Source organism: Mycolicibacterium wolinskyi str. Jessa 2025, assembly GCF_049241375.1.
Taxonomy (GTDB): Bacteria; Actinomycetota; Actinomycetes; order Mycobacteriales; family Mycobacteriaceae; genus Mycobacterium; species Mycobacterium wolinskyi.
In genome coordinates, this window is sequence record NZ_CP185960.1 from 1,893,294 (window position 1) to 1,907,724 (window position 14,431).

General features: G+C 67.1%; 12 protein-coding genes. 6 read left to right on the top strand and 6 right to left on the bottom strand.

Annotated features, from left to right (window positions below):
- Positions 1 to 80 precede the first annotated feature (80 nt).
- From ACOI2T_RS09495 to ACOI2T_RS09505, 3 genes are all read right to left on the bottom strand, one after another.
- Positions 81 to 698 (bottom strand): LppA family lipoprotein, encoded by a 618-nt coding sequence (locus ACOI2T_RS09495; protein ID WP_067850797.1) that lies wholly within the window; start codon positions 696 to 698, stop codon positions 81 to 83.
- Complete coding sequence (locus ACOI2T_RS09500; protein ID WP_409503153.1) at positions 692 to 2,272, bottom strand: alpha/beta hydrolase; 1,581 nt, start codon at positions 2,270 to 2,272, stop codon at positions 692 to 694. Before ACOI2T_RS09500 ends, ACOI2T_RS09495 begins: the two co-directional genes overlap by 7 nt.
- A 70-nt stretch (positions 2,273 to 2,342) precedes the next feature.
- Entirely contained in the window at positions 2,343 to 4,421 is a 2,079-nt protein-coding gene (locus tag ACOI2T_RS09505; RefSeq protein WP_409503152.1) for an AAA family ATPase, read from the bottom strand.
- Between the two features lie 77 nt (positions 4,422 to 4,498).
- Here ACOI2T_RS09505 and ACOI2T_RS09510 point away from each other — a divergent pair, with 77 nt between their 5' ends.
- On the top strand, positions 4,499 to 5,053 hold the full coding sequence (locus ACOI2T_RS09510; RefSeq protein WP_085145824.1) for a cytokinin riboside 5'-monophosphate phosphoribohydrolase: 555 nt from the start codon (positions 4,499 to 4,501) through the stop codon (positions 5,051 to 5,053).
- Between the two features lie 87 nt (positions 5,054 to 5,140).
- Positions 5,141 to 6,922, top strand: a complete 1,782-nt coding sequence (fadD6, locus tag ACOI2T_RS09515; RefSeq protein ID WP_409503151.1) for a long-chain-acyl-CoA synthetase FadD6 — start codon at positions 5,141 to 5,143, stop codon at positions 6,920 to 6,922.
- A 9-nt stretch (positions 6,923 to 6,931) separates the two neighbouring features.
- On the opposite strand, the gene ACOI2T_RS09520 is transcribed toward fadD6, so the two are convergent.
- From ACOI2T_RS09520 to ACOI2T_RS09530, 3 genes are all read right to left on the bottom strand, one after another.
- Positions 6,932 to 7,432, bottom strand: coding sequence for a nuclear transport factor 2 family protein (locus ACOI2T_RS09520; RefSeq protein WP_409503150.1), 501 nt, complete (start codon positions 7,430 to 7,432; stop codon positions 6,932 to 6,934).
- 11 nt (positions 7,433 to 7,443) lie between these two features.
- A complete protein-coding gene (locus ACOI2T_RS09525) occupies positions 7,444 to 8,514 on the bottom strand; it encodes an NAD(P)-dependent alcohol dehydrogenase (RefSeq protein WP_409503149.1) in 1,071 nt (356 codons plus the stop codon).
- 81 nt (positions 8,515 to 8,595) lie between these two features.
- Positions 8,596 to 11,322: an ATP-binding protein gene (locus ACOI2T_RS09530; RefSeq protein WP_409503391.1), complete on the bottom strand. Its 2,727-nt coding sequence runs from the start codon at positions 11,320 to 11,322 to the stop codon at positions 8,596 to 8,598.
- A gap of 112 nt (positions 11,323 to 11,434) precedes the next feature.
- Here ACOI2T_RS09530 and folP point away from each other — a divergent pair, with 112 nt between their 5' ends.
- The 4 genes from folP to ACOI2T_RS09550 are packed head-to-tail and all read left to right on the top strand — an operon-like array spanning position 11,435 to position 14,274.
- Positions 11,435 to 12,310 (top strand): dihydropteroate synthase, encoded by an 876-nt coding sequence (folP, locus tag ACOI2T_RS09535; protein ID WP_085145956.1) that lies wholly within the window; start codon positions 11,435 to 11,437, stop codon positions 12,308 to 12,310.
- A complete protein-coding gene (locus ACOI2T_RS09540) occupies positions 12,307 to 13,257 on the top strand; it encodes a glucosyl-3-phosphoglycerate synthase (RefSeq protein ID WP_409503148.1) in 951 nt (316 codons plus the stop codon). Before folP ends, ACOI2T_RS09540 begins: the two co-directional genes overlap by 4 nt.
- A 58-nt stretch (positions 13,258 to 13,315) precedes the next feature.
- Positions 13,316 to 13,705, top strand: coding sequence for a DivIVA domain-containing protein (locus ACOI2T_RS09545; RefSeq protein ID WP_067850811.1), 390 nt, complete (start codon positions 13,316 to 13,318; stop codon positions 13,703 to 13,705).
- On the top strand, positions 13,702 to 14,274 hold the full coding sequence (locus ACOI2T_RS09550) for a DNA-3-methyladenine glycosylase I (protein ID WP_409503147.1): 573 nt from the start codon (positions 13,702 to 13,704) through the stop codon (positions 14,272 to 14,274). Before ACOI2T_RS09545 ends, ACOI2T_RS09550 begins: the two co-directional genes overlap by 4 nt.
- The last annotated feature ends 157 nt before the right edge of the window (positions 14,275 to 14,431 follow it).

The following is a 14,431-nucleotide window of genomic DNA, read 5'->3' on the forward strand; positions in this document are numbered from 1 at the left end:
CTTGTCATGCGTCGAGCTCATGCGGTCTAGCTAAGGATTTTACGGTCGGTACGGGTGGGTGCCGTGCGGAAGTTCCTGCGTTATTCGGGCGGTAGCTGGCCGGGTGGCAGATCCACGACGCTCTGCAGGAGAAAGCAGTCTCCGGTGATGTTGAGCGTGGCGAACTTGGATTGGCCGAGGTTGAATTCGTAGCCGTTGCCCTGTATGTCGAAGTCGCGCTTGGCCTGCTCGTTGAACAGCGATGATTCCCCGGTCGCACCGTATTGGGCGGCTTCTTCGCGAACGACGTCGTTCGCAACGGCGAACTCTTCGGTGCTGAACGTCCTGCCGAATTTGACGGAGTCGGACATCGGACGTTTTGCGATATCGCCGGTGAGTTTCTCGCACGGCAGTCCGCTCGCCTTCACCTGCTGGACGTTGGGGTCGTCGCTGAACTTCCACGTCTGGCCGGGGACAGCGGCAACGATGCGTTCGGCGATGACTTTCGCGGTGGCGTTGAGGCGCTCGCGGGCCTGCTCGTACGAGCCCTTTTCGCGCATGCTGTCGATGAGCTTGACCGCTTCCTCACCCTTGACGGTCTTGGACTCGTATGGATTCTCCGTCATGGAACAGCCGCCTATCACCATGGATGTGGACACCAGAAAAGTCAGCGCGATCGCGTGACGCCGCGCTGATCGAGCCCGCCGCCGGCTCACCATGTCAGGCGTCCTTCCGGCGGTGTTGCCTTCACGGTGAGATCCGGGCGGTCGAGCAGGATTGCCGCCAGGTTGTAGCCAGTCATTCGATCTCCTGCGTTTTGGGGATACTCCGAGTGTCCGGACGCTCCGGTCTTGGATTCATAGTCCGCGATAGGTGTGTTGCCGGCAGCGGTTTCCAGGTGCTCGAACCGATACCGAAGGTGTCCGTCGCCTTCTCGGATGATGTCGTTCGGGTCCGACCCCCACCCGTGCAGCGGCGCGAGTGCCCCGATCGTATTGATCGGGTCGTCTGGCGCGGACATCACGAAGAAGTTGTCGTCGTTCATCCCGAGTTCTGCCGGGGTGTCGGCCTGGAAGCCGGGAGAACCGTACAGGACAGCGTTGTCCAGGTACTGGCTGGCGCCTTCCTTCATGGCGATGCCCGACGTCAACGAGCCGTAGGAGTGTCCGAACAGGGCGGTGGTCTGGCCCGGATTTCGGGAGGCGGCGTCGAGGTCGTGCAGGAACGAGGTGAGCTTCGGTGCCCCCGCCTGGGCGAGATCATCGTTGAGTACCGATGACTGGCCGAGGTTGAGCGGGGGTTGGTAGCCGACCCACGACACGGTCGCGATGTTGGTGCTCTCGCCCTCGCGTTCGGCGATCTCGATCGCTTCGTTGCGAAGCGCGGCGGCCTCACCCGTCATCCCCGCAACAGCGTCGCGGGTCGTGCTCCCCACCCCGGGAACGGTCACCGACACGTGGTCGGCCTTGAACGGGTCACCGACGGACGTGGCCGCGGGAATCATCTGCGAGGGATCGGCGGGCTTCTCCAGGTAGACGAGATGCGAGCCGTCAACCTTGAGGGCTTCCTCGATGGCGGCGATGTCGGCGAGCCGATCGGTCTTGACCTGCCCGTCGGGAAGCTGCTCGTATTCCTGCCGCATCTGATCGAGCAGTGCCCGGTTGGCGTTGTCGATGGCTTCGATGTCGCCCGACGACATATCGGTCTTGGTTTCGTCTCCTTCGCCGTCCCGCTCCTCTTCATCGGTGAGCATGTCGGCGTCACCGGGTTTCTTGTCCCCATCCGGCCCGAATTTCTGTTCGGTGAGCGTGTCGTACTCGCCCTTGAGTTTGTCGACGTTGCCTTTGATGGTCGTCATGTCGTCGGTCGCCGACTTGACGATGTTGTCGACTTTGGTGATGCCTTCTTTGGCGATGGGCACCAACTTGTTCTCACGGTCTTGGGCTGACGTGGCGGGCAGTGAGTTGACCATGCTCTCTACCCAGCCTTTGGCGGTGTCGAGGTTGGTCCGTCCGATATTCACGACGTCGGCGGCCTTTTTGACCTCGCCGGCCATCTTCTTGTCGAGTTCGGCGAGTTTCTCGTACACCGCGGCGTGTTCTTTGTTGGCCGCCGCGTAGGCCTGGGATCCGGAGCCTTGCCAGCGGTCATCGGGTGCGGCGGCATCGACGCTGGCCTTCATCTGCATGAGGCGTGAGCTGCCGTCGAACTGGGAGCCGTCGTCGGGAGTGCCTTGTCCAAAGGTCTCACGGGCCTTGTTCCACGTCGAGTAGAACCCGTCAAGCGCACTCACACTGCCACCTCCACAGTCTGTGCGATCCAACCAAGCTTATGGCCGGGTGGCGAACGCTCGACGCAGGAATTCAGGCCGAGGCTTGACGGGCGGCGTCGTCGGCGGCAGCCCCGAACCCATGGTCGCGATAGCGCGCAGACACCGCCAGAAGCGCGGCACGGTCGCCGTCGGCCAACGCGCGGGCATGGTCTCGGGTGAGTTTTCCGAAGAGACAGTCCATGTCGATGCGGGCCAGGCCGTCGACCGCGCGGGCATCGCCCAACCGGACCGCGTCGTGCAGGGCCCGTAGCGCGATGGCCTGCTGTCCGCCGCGTTCGGCCGCTTTGACGGCATCGCGCGCCGCCGAGATGGCGCCCGTGGAATCCTTGCGCGCGAAGCTGGTCCAGGCCCGCGCCAACGACAGCTCCGGCGCGAACAGCATCGACTTCAAGCCGTGGCGGGATTCCGCGCGTGACAACGCCTTCACCGCCTCCACCGGCATACCGCGTTGAGCGAGTGCCTGCGCCAACAGCATCCACGCCAGCGGCCCCCAGGAGTAACCGGTCGGCGCCAAAGCGCTTGTCGCCCTTCGCAACAGCGTCACCGCCTCCTCAAGCTCACCACGGACCATCAGCACATCGGCCACCAGTACGTCGCCGATGGCCCGGCCCGGCTGCAGCAGCTGTGCGAAATCGGTCAGCTGTCGCGCCAGCGCCTGCGCCCGGCCCAACTCACCGGCGAGGATGAGCGTCGTCGTCTGACCGAACCCACTCGTGAACCGCAGCAGCCCCGGGTGGCCGGCGTCGATCGCCCGCTGCGCCATCGCGTCGACCTCACCGAACCGGCCGATCCGGGCGCAGCTCAACGCAGCGGCAGAGGCCGCCCACCCGATAGCGGTGTCGTCGGCGGCAGGGGAGGCCAGCACGCCGGCGGCGATCTCCGACGCGCGTTGCGGTGCACCGGAATTCATCGCGAACGTGGCCGAGAGCGCGTCCAGGGTCACGCGGGCGCACGGCGAGGACACCCGGTTGCTGGTGGCCCGAAGAAACGCGGTGGCCCGCTCGGGTTCCGACAGCATCCAGAACTGGTTGGCCGCCCGCGGCAGTGCCCACGCCATCAGCTCCGATTCACTCAACGCGGCCGGATCGACTTCGGCGAGCACGGCGTCGGCCTCCCGCCCGCGGCCCTGCCAAGCCAGCGCGTACGCGAGCGTCATCCGCGCCTCGAAACCGCCGTCGGCGGCCACCGCGGCCCGGCCGAGCCGCTCGCTCAACTCCAGATCGCCGAGCCGTAGCGCCTCGGCGCCCGCCGCGGTGAGGTCGGCGGCAGGGAACGCCACGTCGCTGTCGAGGGCCAGCACCGCGAGCCGCAGCCGGTCGACCACCCCGGCGGTCGGCTTGGCGGCCATCCGTTCGACCAGTCCGGTGCGCAGGCGACGCAAACCCGGCCCGCCCACCACCGCGCGGACCGCGTCGAGAAACAGCGGATGCGCGCAGTGAACCATCCCGTCGTCGACTCGCACCGCGCCGGACTCGCATGCCCGCTCAACGGCATCCGGGCCCGCCAACGCCGTCACATCCGACAGCGGCAGCGGATCGTGCACGGCGAGATATTGCAGCGTGTGCATGGCACCGGCCGGGAGATCGGCGATGAAGGCCGACACCTGCTCGGCGAGCCGGACGTCATCGTGTCCCGCGGGCTGCACTTCGATGCGGCTCAGCAATCCGTCGTTCCACAGCGCCGCCACCTCGTCGGGCACCGGCCGTTCGGCCGAGGCGGTGACGACGAGCTTCGCGGCGCCGCTGACGGCCAGCTGGTACACCAGCGCGGCCGACAGCCGGTCGAGCAGATGCGCGTCGTCGACCACCACGAGCAGGTCCGAACCGAGTGAATCCCGGGCGGCGCGCAACACATCGGCGGTTCTGCCGGTCGCCGGGACGTCGATCAGATGCGCGACCGCTGCGAACGGAATGGCGGCCCCCGACTCGGTGCCCGAAACCCAGACGACCCGGTGGAAGTCCGGGCCTATCCATTCCGCGGCGGTGCGGGCCAGGAACGTCTTGCCGACCCCGTCCGGTCCCAGCAGAACGGCTCCGGAGCGCTTTCGCAGGCCGGCTTCGACGCCGTCCAGGGCTCGGTCGTGGGGTGCGATCACCCAATCGACTGGCATGCTGCCGAATCTAGTCGGGGACTCGATGGCATCCGGCCGGAAATCGCTCGTTCACCCAGAACCCTTAGGTTGGATGAGTGTCAGCTGTATTCGACCGCCAGTGGGCGGTGTGTGTGTATTGCGCGTCCGGCCCGACGCACCCTGAACTGCTCGCATTGGCCGGCCAGGTGGGTTCGGCAATCGCCGAGCGGGGCTGGACCCTGGTCTCCGGTGGCGGCAACGTCTCGGCCATGGGGGCGGTGGCCCGTGGTGCCCGTTCCAAGGGCGGCCGCACCGTCGGCGTGATTCCCAAGGCGCTCGTGCACCGCGAGCTGGCCGACGTCGACGCCGCCGAACTCGTCGTCACCGACACCATGCGCGAACGCAAGAAGGAGATGGAGGACCGCTCCGACGCGTTCATCGCGCTGCCCGGTGGCATCGGCACGCTCGAGGAGTTCTTCGAAGCGTGGACGGCCGGCTACCTGGGTATGCACGACAAGCCATTGATCCTGCTCGACCCGTTCGGGCACTACGACGGGCTGTTGACGTGGCTGCGCGGTCTGGCCGATACCGGCTATGTCTCGCCGGGCGCGCTGGACCGGCTCGTGGTGGTGTCCGATGTGGACGCCGCGCTCGACGCCTGCGCGCCGTAGGCAGAACCGGCGGTAACGCGGAGCGTGGCGCGTGGTTAAGGTGTTGCCCACATCGACGGCCACACAGCGTGGAGGGGGACCCAGCGCATGACCGACCAGAAACCGGGCACCAGGAGCAGTGTCGGGCTGCTCGACATCGCCACCCAGGTACCGAGCCTGATCATGGACGCTCCGGTCATTCTGCGTGGAGTGCTCACGGGCTTTCTGGCCAGGCCGACGACCAAGACGTCGATCGGCAAGGTCTTCCAGGAGCGTGCCGCCCAGTACGCCGACCGGGTCTTCATCAAGTTCGATGACGAGCGGCTGACCTACAAGCAGGCCAACGAGACGGTCAACCGCTATGCCGCTGTGTTGGCCGCGCGCGGTGTGGGCCACGGCGACGTGGTGGGGGTGATGCTGCGCAACTCGCCCGACGCGGTGCTGTTGATGCTCGCGATCGTCAAGTGCGGTGCGGTCGCAGGCATGCTGAACTACCACCAGCGCGGCAAGGTGCTGGCGCACAGCATCGGCCTGCTCAACGCGAGGGCCATGGTCGCGGAATCCGACCTCGTCGACCCGATCAACGAATCCGGCGCCGAGACAACGGGTCTGATGACGGTCGAGGAGCTGCAGCGGCTCGCGGCCACCGCGCCGACCGGTAACCCGGCCAGCGCGTCGGCCGTGCTCGCCAAGGACAAGGCGTTCTACATCTTCACGTCCGGCACCACCGGCATGCCCAAGGCCAGTGTCATGACGCACTACCGGTGGCTGCGCGCGCTGGCCGGGTTCGGCGGTATCGGGCTGCGGCTGCACAGCAACGACACCCTGTACTGCTGCCTGCCGCTCTATCACAACAACGCGCTGACGGTGTCCGTCGGCTCCGTGCTGAATTCGGGTGCTGCTCTGGCCCTTGGCAAGTCGTTCTCCGCGTCACGCTTCTGGGACGAGGTGATCGACTACGGCGCGACCGCGTTCGTCTACATCGGGGAGATCTGCGGATACCTGCTCAACCAGCCGCCGAAGCCGACCGACCGCGCGCACAACGTGCGCGTGATCATCGGGAACGGTTTGCGGCCGGCGATCTGGGACGAGTTCACCGAGCGGTTCGGCATCGACCGCGTGTGTGAGTTCTACGGCGCCAGTGAGGGAAACACCGCGTTCGTCAACGTGTTCAACGTGTCGAAGTCGACCGGCATCTGCCCGAGCCCGGTCGTCTTCGTCGAGTACGACCCCGACAGCGGTGAGCCGGCGCGTGGTCCCGACGGCCGGCTGCGCAAGGTGAAATCCGGTGAGCCGGGCCTGATGCTGTCCAAAGTCAATGCGCTGCAGCCGTTCGACGGCTACACCGACTCGTCGGCGACCGAGAAGAAGTTGGTGCGCAACGCTTTCAAGGACGGCGACGTCTGGTTCAACACCGGCGACCTGATGCGGTCGCAGGGTTTCGGCCACGCCGCGTTCGCCGACCGGCTCGGCGACACGTTCCGCTGGAAAGGCGAGAACGTCGCCACCACCGAGGTGGAGGCCGCCGTTGCGAGCAGTCCGCTGGTCGAGGAGTGCACCGTATTCGGTGTCGAGGTGCCCGGCGCAGGCGGGCGCGCGGGCATGGCCGCGGTGCAGCTCAAGGAGGGCAAGGAGTTCGACGGCAAGGCGCTTGCCAAGGCGTTCTACGACCACCTGCCGCCATACGCGGTGCCGCTGTTCGTGCGCGTCGTCGGCGAGCTCGCCCACACCTCGACGTTCAAGAGCCAGAAGGTCGACCTCCGTAAGGAGGGTTTCGGATCGGAGGTCTCCGATCCGCTGTATGTCCTTGCCGGCCGCGACGAGGGGTACGTGCCGTTCTACGACGAGTACCCCGAGGAAGTCACGGCCGGCAAGCGGCCCAAGAATTAGCGCGGCCCGTCAGGGCCCCGGTGACACCCGCTTCCACAGATCGTCGAATGCGATGGAGTCGAAGAATGCCGACGCCTTGACGATCGTGTCGTCATGCAGGGTCAGAAACCACGCGTAGGTGTTGCGGTACGGCAGACCGTCGCGAGCCGTGCCTTCGGCGTCGAAGAACACGATCACGGTGTCGCCGTCGGTGTACATGTCGCGAATGGTCGGGATCAGCCGCTGTGACATCCGCGCGTTGAACGGCGCGATGACGTTGTCGATGAAGTCGGCCTTGCTCGTATAGACCCGGGAAGCAACGGAATTGCCGACGATCTCCCATGTCACATCCTGGGCGAGGGAGTCATACGGGCTGCCCGTTCCGTTTGCCCAGGCATCGAAGCCGGCCCGCACGGTGGCGAGGTTGGACGATTCGACGGCGTCATCTGGTTGTGCCATTGCGGTTCCCATCGGCAGTGTGAACATCAAGGCAAGGGCCACAGCCAGGCCCAGCCGGATTCTGTTGAGCATCAACTGTTTCCTCAGTCGTAGACGATGACGGCACGGCCGAGCACCTCGCCGCGGCCGATGGCATCCAGGGTGTCGTTGACGTCCTCCCACCGGACCCGGGTGACGGTGTCCTTGATCTGCCCGGCTTCGGCAAGCGCCAATACCTCGGTGAGGTCGTTGAAGTTGCCCCAGAACGAACCGAAATACGTGTACTCCCTGGCCACCAGCGGGAACAACGGGATGTCGACGCGATTGCCGATGAGCCCAACCGACGCGACGGCGCCCTCGGCGGCCAGCAGGGCGAAGGCGAGTCGCAAGGCGTCCTCAGATCCCGCGCATTCGATCACGGCGTCGAGTTCGGCACGGCCGGTGAGGGTCTCGAGTTCCTCACGGACCGCGTCGGCATCCTTGCCGCGGACATTGATGCCGTGGTCGGCCCCGTTCGTCTTGGCGATCCCGAGCTTCTCGTCGCTGCGGGCGAAAGCCACCACGTCGGCGCCGCCGGAGAGCAGTTTGGCGTACTGGACGCCGTAGCTGCCCAATCCGCCGATACCGCTGACACCGATGGTGCCGCCCGCCCTCAGATGTCCCGCGTCGCGCAGCTTTTTCAGGCCGCGGTAGGGAGTCAGACCGGCGTCGGTCAGCGGCGCCAGGTTCTCCGGGGACAGGCCAACTCGCCCCGGCATTTTGATCAGGTACCGGTAGTTGACCGGCAGGTACTCCTGGTATCCGCCGTGCCGCCCGAAGCCCGCCCAGGTGCCGTGCGCGCAGAGTTGCTCGTTGCCGTTGTGGCACTGCCGGCATGCGCCGTCACCCCAACTGCCGTACACCACCACCTGGTCACCTTCGGACAACCCGGCCGACGCCGGGACCGCAGAACCCACACCGTCGACCCAGCCCGCCACTTCGTGACCAGGCGTGATCGGGTAGTCCATGGCAAGACCGCGATCGAAGTAGCCGTCGATGAGCTGGTAATCGGTGCGGCACATACCCGCTCCGCCGACCTTGACGAGTATTTCCTCCGGGCCGATATGGGGCACGTCCACTTCCTCAAGCCGCAAGGGTTGGTGGTACCCGTACATGCGTGCCGCCCGCATCTTCATCCGATGTGCTCCTGTCGTCTGCCGTCAGCGCCATCGTTGGGCCACGATGGTGGCCTTCGCATCTGCCACCGGCCAGTCCGATTACCCGCCACTGTCGGTCAGTGCATCATCGAGCTGGCTGCGCGACCGGATGGCGAGCTTTGCGAACACCTTGGCCAGGTGGTACTGCACCGTGCGGGCGCTGATGAACAGCCGGGCGCCGATCTCCGGGTTGGACAATCCTTCTCGCGCCAGACGGGCGATCTGGGCCTCCTGCGCGGTGAGTTCTCCGGCGGTGTCGGGTGCCGCCCGGCGCCTGGCCTTCTCTCCGGTGGCCGCCAGTTCACCGCGGGCCCGCTCGGCGAACGCCGTCATCCCCATCTCTTCGAAAAGCTCGTGCGCGCAACGTAATTCCAGCCTGGCGTCGACCCGGCGGCGCTGCCGTCGCAGCCACTCGCCGTAGAGCAGATGTGAACGGGCGAGGTCGGGACGTAGGCCGGCCCGCCGGCAGCGTTCGATGGCCTCGCGGTAGAGGAGTTCGGCGGTGTCTCCCTCGCTGAGCAGTGCACGCGAGCGGGCTTCCACGCCGAGACCCCAATCGGTCGCACTGGGCGTGGTCATCTCGGTCAGCCGCGCAAGCGCTGCGGTCGCGGTAGCGGTGTCTTTCAGCCGGGACGCCGCCTCGACGAGTTCGGTGAGCGACCACCACGAGGCCGCAGCATCCCCGCGACCCGCCGAGGCGTATTGGGCGGCTTCGCGCGCGGTGCGGTAGTCACCGCGTGAATTGGCGATCAGTGATCTGCACCAGGCGACCGCTGTCAGGCCGAACCCTTCACCCCGCCGCAGTGCGTCGCGTTGCGCGGCGTCGCACCGGGCGTCGACCTCCTCCTGCCTGCCCCGCAGCGCTGCCAGGATGATCGCGCTGAACGGCGTGAGGGTCTTGCCCATCGCGTCGATGGCGGCGCACATCTCGTCGATTCCGGAGGCTGCCGCGTCGAACTGTCCGGTGAACAGCAGGGGCACGACGAGGGCGCTGAGCGCCAACGGCAGTTGGGTGACGGCCCCGTTGTCCCGGACCAGTTGGACGTAGCGCTCGGCAAGTGTGGTCTGCCGGTCGATATCCCAAACCCGTGCTGCCGCAAAGCAGGCAAGAAACATCCACCGGAGCTCCTGGTCGGTGGTCATGCCGTGGCCGTACTGGCGCAGCGCAGCGTGAATGGCGGGCAGGCCGGCAACGAAACCGACGCTGTACTGAGTCGCCAGGCCATCCAGTAACAGGTCGGCCGGTCCCGGGGTGCTGAGCGGCCGGGTGGCCGAACGGGCCAGCTCCGAGATTTCGACCATCCCGGCGTCGACCGCCAAACGACCCGCGAAGATGGCGGCGGACAACGCGTCGAGGTAGGTCTCACGGGCGAGCGTCGCGTCGATGTCTTCGAGCCGCCGAGCGGCGCTGAGCAGCAGTGGAGCGGCGGCGTTGCCGTGGCTGCTGATGAGGGCCAACTGGGCTCGAACCAGATCGGCGCGAGCGCGCTGTAGTTCGGTCAACGGAGTGGCCTCGGCGATCTTGAGCAGATCCCGCGCTGCGTCGAGCAAACCTGCCCGCGCCTTGGCGGACGCGGCGGTGATCGCGCGGTCGCTCCTGCGTGCCGGGTCGATGGTCAGTGCCGCGGCGCGCTCGAGGAACGACGCCGCGGCGCTCACTCCGCCGCGGGCTTGAACTTGCTCTGCCGAGCGCTCCAGTTCTGCGGCCACATCCTCGTCGGGGCCTGCGGTGCCATGGCCGAGATGCCATGCGCGGCGGACAGAATCGGTCTCGGGATCGATGACGGCCGCCAGCGCGCGATGAATACGCTGCCGGTCCGATAGCGCCACACAGCGATAGGCCGCCGACCGCACCAGCGGATGGCGGAACCGGACCCGGGTACCGAACTCCGCGAGCCCGGCCTCCATCACCGGTTCGGCGGCGTCGGCCGGGATACCGAGCGCTGTGGTCGCGGCCCACAACAACACCGGATCACCCGACGGCTCGGCGGCTGCGAGCGCCAGCAGAGTTCGGCTAGGGGCGGGAAGCGTATCGAGCTGATGCCGAAACGTGCCGTCCAGACTGCGTGCCAGTGCGCCCGGCAGCCCGAACCCGCCCGCCAACTCGGCCGGGGTGAGTGCGCGAGGTAATTCCAGCAGTGCCAGCGGGTTCCCTCGTGCCTCCGCGACGATCTGGTCGCGGACCCGGACGTCGAGCGGGCCCGTCAACACCGTGCGAAGCAAGGACCGGGACTCATCGTCGGTCAGCCGGTCGACCCGCAGCGCGGGCAGACCGGTCAAGTCGGCGCTCGGCACCCGGGTGGCCAGCACGAGGCCAACGGCCTCGGCGGCGAGTCGGCGTGCGACGAACGCAAGAATCTGCGCCGAGGCCTGGTCGAGCCACTGCTGGTCATCGATGAGCACAAGGAGCGGTTGCGTCTGTGTGGCCTCCGAGAACAGGCCGAGCACCGCAAGTCCCACCAGGAACCGATCGGGCGCCGGTCCCGGTTGCATGCCGAATGCCGTCAGCAGCGCATGGCGCTGCGGGGCAGGCAACCTTTCGGCACGATCCAGGACCGGCGCGCACACCGCATGCAATGCCGCAAACGCCAACTCGGTCTCGGCCTCGACGCCTGCAGCCCGCACGACCCGGCAGTCCGGAGCCCGATCGGACAGATAGTCCAGAAGCGCCGTCTTGCCCATGCCGGCGTCGCCGTGTACGACAAGCGCCCGGCTCGAGCCCGTTCGCAGAGCCGCCACGATGGCGTCGAGCATGGCGCGTTCGGCGCTGCGGCCGATGAGCTGCATCGTCACTCCGGGTGTTCATCCCCCTGGAGAGGACACGCTATCGGGCGTGCGGCCGGACCGCTCGCTCATCCTGAGCGCACCCGACAGCAAGGCGGCCAGGCACTATGGAGGCGTGTTGTCGACGTTTTGTGGTCGCCCGGTCGCCGGTGACCGGGCGCTGATCATGGCGATCGTCAACCGGACCCCGGACTCGTTCTACGACCGTGGCGCCACGTTCACCGATGAAGCCGCCAAGGCCGCCGCCGCCCGCGTGATCGACGAGGGCGCCGACGTGATCGACGTCGGCGGCGTCAAAGCGGGCCCGGGCCACGGCGTCGACACGCAGGAGGAGATCGCGCGCGTCGTGCCGTTCATCGAATGGCTGCGCACGACCTATCCGAATCAGCTCATCAGCGTCGACACCTGGCGCGCGGCGGTGGCCAAACAGGCCTGCGCGGCGGGCGCCGATCTGATCAACGACACGTGGGCCGGAGCCGACCCGGGCCTGCCGGAGGTCGCGGCGGAGTTCGGTGCGGGTCTGGTGTGTTCGCACACGGGCGGCGCGGTGCCGCGAACCCGGCCGTTCCGGGTGAACTACGGCATCACCGAACGGGGTGTGGTCGACGACGTCATCGCCGAGGTGACCGCGGCGGCCGAACGTGCCGTGGCAACGGGTGTGCCGAGGGACCGGATCCTCATCGACCCCACCCACGATTTCGGCAAAAACACTTATCACGGTCTTAGTTTGTTGCGTCACGTAAAAGATCTTGTTAAGAGCGGATGGCCGGTCCTGATGGCCCTGAGCAACAAGGATTTTGTCGGGGAGACTCTCGGTGTGGACCTCACCGAACGCCTCGAAGGGACGCTCGCCGCGACGGCACTCGCCGCAGCGGATGGAGCGGCCATGTTTCGGGTACACGAGGTGGGACCCACACGGCGCGTGCTGGAAATGGTCGCGTCGATCCAGGGAGTGCGGACACCCGCGCGAACAGTGAGGGGACTGGCATGACAGCAATGCCTGAACTGGCCATCACCGACGGTGTCGCCGGGCACCGTTGGCTGAGCGATCACAGCTGGAACCGGCCCACCTGGACGGTGGCCGAACTCGAAGCGGCCAAGGCAGGGCGAACCGTATCGGTGGTGTTGCCCGCCCTCAACGAAGAAGAGACGGTCGGCTCGGTCGTCGAGACCATCACGCCGCTGCTCGGCGGGCTGGTCGACGAGTTGATCGTGCTCGATTCGGGTTCCAGCGACGACACCGAGATCCGGGCGCTCGCGGCCGGTGCTCGGGTGATCAGCCGTGAGGTCGCGCTTCCGGAGGTCGCACCGCAGCCCGGCAAGGGCGAGGTGTTGTGGCGTTCGCTGGCCGCGACGACGGGCGACGTCATCGCCTTCATCGACTCGGACCTGATCAATCCCGATCCGATGTTCGTACCGAAACTGCTCGGCCCGCTGCTGACCACCGACGGCGTGCACCTGGTCAAAGGCTTCTACCGGCGCCCGCTCAACGTGAGCGGCCGCGAGGACGCCAACGGTGGCGGCCGCGTGACCGAGCTGGTCGCGCGACCGCTTCTCGCCTCGCTGCGGCCAGAGCTCACGTGTGTTCTGCAACCGCTGGGCGGCGAGTACGCAGGCACGCGAGAGTTGCTCACCGCCGTGCCGTTCGCACCCGGCTACGGCGTGGAGATCGGCCTGCTGATCGACACCTATGACCGCCTGGGACTTGACGCGATCGCGCAGGTGAATCTCGGCGTGCGGGCGCACCGCAACCGGCCGTTGACCGAATTGGCCTCGATGAGCCGCCAGGTCATCGCCACCCTGATGTCGAGGTGCGGAATCACGGACTCCGGCATGGGCCTGACCCAGTTCTTCGCCGACGGGGACGGGTTCACACCGCGGGTGTCGTCGGTGTCGCTGGCCGACCGGCCGCCGATGGTGACGCTGCGCCCGCGCTGAGCGCGTGCGGGCCCCGCGGCGTAAGCCCTTGTCGGGGGTGTGAGGCAGTATCGAAGGTGTGACACTGATACTGCTGTACCTGGTGGTGCTCGTTCTGGTCGCCACCGTGCTGTTCGGCCTCGGCAGCGTCATCTTCGGCCGGGGCGAGACGCTGCCGCCGCTGCCGCGGGGGACCACCGCCACGGTGTTGCCCGCGTCGGGCGTCACCAGCGCGGACGTGGAGGCCTTGAAGTTCAGCCAGACGGTGCGGGGATACAAGACCAGCGAAGTGGACTGGGTGCTGGACCGGCTGGGCACCGAGCTCGACGCGCTGCGCGGTGAGCTCGCGGCGGTTCGCGCGGCCTACGGCATTGCCGACGAAGAGGTTGCAGAAGACGGCGAGGCCGACGATGTCGAGGTGTCGGCGACCGCCGGCCAGATCCGAACCACGACCGACGAGCCGTCGTGACCGACGACGGCAAGACCCGGTGTGGTTGGGCGGTCCAATCGGCCAAGGCCGGCGACACGCTGTATCGCGACTACCACGACACCGAGTGGGGTCGCCCGCTGCGTGACTCCAAGGCGCTGTTCGAGCGCATCAGCCTCGAGGCGTTCCAGAGCGGGCTGTCGTGGCTGACCATCCTGCGCAAGCGGGACAATTTCCGGCGTGCGTTCGACGGGTTCGACGCCGAGCTGGTCGCGCGCTACACCGACGCCGACATCGAGCGGTTGATGGCCGATGCCGGCATCGTGCGCAACCTCGCGAAGATCGAGGCGACGATCGCCAACGCCAGGGCAGTTGCCGACCTCGACGTCGACCTGGCCGAACTGCTGTGGTCGTTCGCGCCGCCGCCACGTCCCCGCCCCGCCGACTTGTCACAGGTCCCCGCGGTGACCGAGGAGTCGAAGGCGATGGCCAAAGAACTCAAACGGCGTGGCTTCAAATTCGTCGGTCCGACGACTGCATATGCGTTGATGCAGGCCACCGGAATGGTCGATGACCACATCGCCTCGTGCTGGGTTCCGGCCGCCGGATAGCCGCCACGCCGTCGGCCTTAGACGGGTCTTTGCACACCCATTGACGTGGATAGGGAAGAATAGGGCTAGATCAGTAGCAGTTCAGTGCCGGGTGCCGCCAACGAGTGGGCGGCGTCGGCCCCGACCTGGCCCGCTCAAGCGGACCGGCTCAGTTGGA